This window comes from Pseudomonas sp. (genome assembly GCF_037994325.1).
In the GTDB taxonomy this organism is placed as follows: domain Bacteria; phylum Pseudomonadota; class Gammaproteobacteria; order Pseudomonadales; family Pseudomonadaceae; genus Aquipseudomonas.
In genome coordinates, this window is sequence record NZ_JBBNAH010000344.1 from 1 (window position 1) to 4493 (window position 4493).

Genomic DNA, 4493 nt, shown 5'->3' on the forward strand with positions numbered 1-4493 from the left:
AATTCGCTGTTTGAAGACCCGCAGTTCCGGCGTTTCTTTGGCAATAACCTGCCCAAGCAGCGGCGCATGGAATCCAGCCTCGGTTCGGCAGTGATCATGAGCCCCGAAGGCTACTTGCTCACCAACAACCACGTGACGGCGGGCGCCGATCAAATTGTCGTGGCCCTTAAAGACGGCCGCGAGACCCTGGCGCGCGTTATCGGCAGTGACCCGGAAACCGACCTGGCGGTATTGAAGATCGACCTCAAGGACTTGCCTTCAATCACCCTTGGCCGCTCCGACGCCATCGCCATTGGCGACGTTGCCCTGGCCATCGGCAACCCGTTCGGCGTTGGCCAGACCGTGACCATGGGCATCATCAGCGCCACCGGCCGCAACCAGTTGGGCCTCAACACCTACGAAGACTTTATCCAGACCGACGCGGCCATCAACCCGGGTAACTCCGGCGGCGCGCTGGTCGATGCCCACGGCAATCTGGTGGGTATCAATACCGCGATTTTGTCTAAATCCAACGGCTCGCAGGGCATCGGTTTCGCCATCCCCACCAAGCTGGCGCTGGATGTGATGAAAGCCATCATCGAACACGGCCAGGTTATTCGTGGCTGGCTGGGTATCGAAGTGCAGCCGCTGACCCCTGAGCTGGCGGAATCCTTTGGTCTGGACGGGCGCCCCGGCATCGTGGTTGCCGGTATCTACCGTGACGGCCCAGCGCAAAAAGCAGGGCTGATGCCGGGCGATCTGATTTTGAACATTGATGGTGAGCCGGCCAGCGATGGCCGGCGCTCGATGAACCAGGTGGCGCGCGCCAAGCCGGGGGAAAAAACCAGCATCGAGATTATGCGCAACGGCAAGCTGATGGAGCTCAAGGCCGAGATTGGTCTGCGACCGCCACCGGCCACCAACGACGCCACCGAGTAACACCGGCAACGAAACAAACGCCCCGCCCCGTTCGGGGCGTTTGTTTTTTTGCGCCCCCACGCTAGGGCGCGCACCACGCGGCTGGCACGGCGCCGGTAGCTCAAGTAAGCTTGCCGCCCTGTTAAGCCTGCTCTTCTTTAAAAAAGCACCGTCTTCGAGGTTGTCCGTTATGCCGTGGTTACAAGTCCGTCTCGCCATCAGCCCGGAACAGGCAGAAACCTACGAAGACGCCCTGCTCTCGGTAGGCGCGGTATCGGTAACCTTTATGGACGCCGAAGACCAACCGATTTACGAGCCAGACTTGGGCACCACACCGCTGTGGTCACGCACCCATTTACTTGCACTGTTTGAAGCCGATGTCGATGAAGCTGACTTGCTCGCCCATCTGACCTTGCTCACCGGCGGCACGTTGCCGGACCACCACGTTGAACGCATCGAAGACCAGGATTGGGAACGCAGTTGGATGGATAACTTCCACCCTATGCGTTTCGGCCAGCGCCTATGGATTGTGCCGAGCTGGCACGCGGCACCGCAGCCGGATGCCGTCAACCTGCTGCTCGATCCGGGCCTGGCCTTTGGCACCGGCACCCACCCCACGACGGCGCTGTGCTTGGAATGGCTGGATGGCCAACAGCTGGATGGCGTTAACGTGCTGGATTTTGGCTGTGGCTCGGGCATTCTCGCCATCGCGGCATTGCTGCTCGGCGCCAAACAGGCCGTAGGCACCGATATCGACCCGCAAGCGCTGGAAGCTTCTCGCGATAACGCCGGCCGCAACGGTATCGACCCAGCCCTATTCCCGCTGTACTTGCCGGAACATTTGCCGCAGGTGCAGGCCGAAGTGGTAGTAGCCAATATTCTTGCCGGCCCGCTGGTGCAACTGGCACCACAAATTACCGCACTGGTAGAAAGCAAGGGTCGTTTGGCACTGTCGGGCATCCTCGCTGAGCAGGCCGAAGAAGTTCGCGCCGCCTACGCCGATGCGTTTGAACTCGACCCTACCGCTGAAAAAGACGGCTGGGTACGTATCAGTGGCCGCCGCCGCTAAGGCGCACCTGGCGCCAGCCTTGAGTTAGACTAGCCCCTGTTCGATTTGCGCACCCCCCGGAATACTGCATGACCGCCAGCTTCGTCACCCAATGCCCACATTGCCGCACCAGCTTTCGCGTAAGCAGTACGCAGCTGGGTGCCGCCCATGGCCAAGTGCGTTGCGGAGCCTGCTTGCATGTATTCAATGCCGCGCAGCAGATTCTTGATGAACACCCATTGCAGCCCAAGGCACCTGCTCCAGCGCCAAGCGCGCCGGCAAAACCGCTAGCCGCCGCCGTGCCGCCGCCCGCCCCTGCTGCAAAACCCGCCGCACCCGCTGCGGCTATTCCAACAGCAGGCAAGGCCACCAGCGAAACCCTGTGGATTCACGACGACCTCGACCTCGACAGCCTGGACGAAGAACTGGCCAAGCTGGAACAGCAAGAGCTGCAACTGTCGCAGGAGTTTTTATCGCTGGCCCCTGCCATGACGGCCAAAGATGACTTCCTCAAAGGGCCTGATCGCATTGACGATCGCCATGACGAAGCCTGGGCCGAAGCGCTGCTGAAAAAAGAGACCGCGCCAAAAACCAGTAACGATGGCATTCCGGCACCCGCACCGAGTGTGGCACCGCCGCCTCCGGTGTTTCGTCCGCGCCCGGAGCCAGCCGCACCTGCTATCAGCGAACCGCTGCCGGCCGACAACGAACCGAAACTGGGCAGCGGCCGTATCGACGATAGTGAAGACGATCTTGAGCCAGCCTTTAAGCTCAGCGCCGACCGCGACCACGATCACCCCGCGCACGACGATGATGAGGATCAGCACGAGCACGAGCGCGACAATTTCTCCGCCGTCAAAGACCTCAACAAACCTGGCCGCGCTGAACCGGCGCTGCGTGATGACAGCCTGTTTCATCTCGCCGATGATCCGCTGCAATTGGACTGGCAAGAACAACGCAAACCCTGGGGCCGCTGGATCGGTTGGGGCCTGCTGAACCTGATCGGCGCCGCGGCATTGGTGACCCAGTACGTGGCGTACCACTTCGACGAATTGGCCCGGCAAGACCAATACCGCCCCTGGTTTGAAGAGCTGTGCCCGAACATCGGTTGCAGCCTGCCCTCCAAGGTCGAGATCAGCCTGATCAAGAGCAGCAACCTGGTGGTGCGCAGCCACCCGGACTTCAATGGCGCACTGGTAGTCGATGCCATCATCTACAACCGCGCGACCTTTGCTCAGCCCTTCCCACTGCTGGAAATCCGCTTTGCCGACCTCAATGGCCAACTACTTGCCAGTCGTCGCTTCAAGCCTAGCGAATACCTGGCTGGCGAGTTGGCAGGCCAGGCCGAAATGCCACCGCAAACGCCGATCCATATCTCCCTGGACATCCTCGACCCGGGCAATAAAGCCGTGAATTACAGCCTGAGTTTTCACTCGCCCGAGTGATTTTCGCCACGGCATTTTTGCCATTTCGGCGCGTGGACTGCGACGTTCTGACCGGTTAAAACTGTTCATAATTTATCCAAAACAGCCTTTATCCAGTCATCCAGAGCGGGTATCATGCCCACCCTTTTTCGCACTCTCAGATCCGCCTTTCTCAGCAGGGAAGCCCCATGTCGGCGGTACGCATCGGTCCATACACATTGCCCAATCAGTTGATCCTCGCCCCGATGGCGGGTGTCACTGATCGCCCATTTCGCCAGCTCTGCCGGCGCTTAGGGGCAGGCATGGTGGTATCGGAAATGGTGACCAGCGACATGAGCTTGTGGAACACGCGCAAATCCAGTTTGCGTTTGCTCCATGCCGGTGACCCCGAGCCACGCTCGGTGCAGATCGCCGGTGGTGACCCGCAGATGCTGGCCGATGCCGCGCGGGCAAATGTGGAACTGGGCGCGCAAATTATCGACATCAATATGGGTTGCCCAGCCAAGAAGGTGTGCAACAAGGCAGCTGGTTCTGCGCTGCTAAAAGACGAAGCGCTGGTCAGTGCGATTTTGCAGGCGGTGGTGGCTGCAGTAGATGTACCGGTCACCCTGAAAATTCGCACCGGTTGGGACCGCGATAACAAAAACGGCATCACCGTTGCGCGTATTGCCGAAGAAAGTGGCATCACCGCCCTCGCCGTTCATGGTCGCACCCGGGCCGATTTGTACACCGGTGACGCCGAGTACGAGACCATCGCCGCGATCAAGCAGGCGGTGTCGATTCCGGTGTTTGCCAATGGCGATATCACCTCGCCAGAAAAAGCCCGGCAGGTGCTAGATAGCACCGGGGTCGACGGTTTGTTGATTGGTCGTGCTGCTCAGGGCCGGCCGTGGATCTTTCGCGAGATCGAGCATTACTTGCGCACTGGCACGTATCTGCCAGCGCCAACGTTGTATGAGGTGGAACGCATTCTGCTAGAGCATCTGGTGGAACTGCACAGTTTCTATGGCGACGTGATGGGCCCGCGAATTGCGCGCAAACACGTCGGCTGGTACCTCGCCACCCTGCCGGGCGCCAGGGAGTTTCGCGCCCAATTCAATCGTCTGGAAAACACGGACGTGCAA

Annotated in this window: 4 protein-coding genes; all 4 read left to right on the plus strand. The window is 60.2% G+C overall.

Going from position 1 to position 4493, the window contains the following annotated elements:
- Positions 1 to 918 (plus strand): trypsin-like peptidase domain-containing protein (locus AAAB16_RS11560; protein ID WP_340663443.1); only part of this gene is annotated, 918 nt, incomplete at its 5' end.
- A gap of 169 nt (positions 919 to 1087) precedes the next feature.
- Entirely contained in the window at positions 1088 to 1966 is an 879-nt protein-coding gene (gene prmA / locus AAAB16_RS11565; protein WP_340663444.1) for a 50S ribosomal protein L11 methyltransferase, read from the plus strand.
- Positions 1967 to 2034: 68 nt separating this feature from the next.
- Positions 2035 to 3390, plus strand: a complete 1356-nt coding sequence (locus tag AAAB16_RS11570; protein ID WP_340663445.1) for a DUF3426 domain-containing protein — start codon at positions 2035 to 2037, stop codon at positions 3388 to 3390.
- A gap of 167 nt (positions 3391 to 3557) precedes the next feature.
- Positions 3558 to 4493: tRNA dihydrouridine synthase DusB (gene dusB, locus AAAB16_RS11575; protein ID WP_340663446.1), on the plus strand; the 936-nt coding region annotated here is incomplete at its 3' end.

Excerpts from the sequence above, each read along its gene's own strand:
- AAAB16_RS11570 (WP_340663445.1), top strand. The coding sequence starts at position 2,035 with ATGACCGCCAGCTTCGTCACCCAATGCCCACATTGCCGCACCAGCTTT.
- prmA (WP_340663444.1), top strand. The coding sequence starts at position 1,088 with ATGCCGTGGTTACAAGTCCGTCTCGCCATCAGCCCGGAACAGGCAGAA.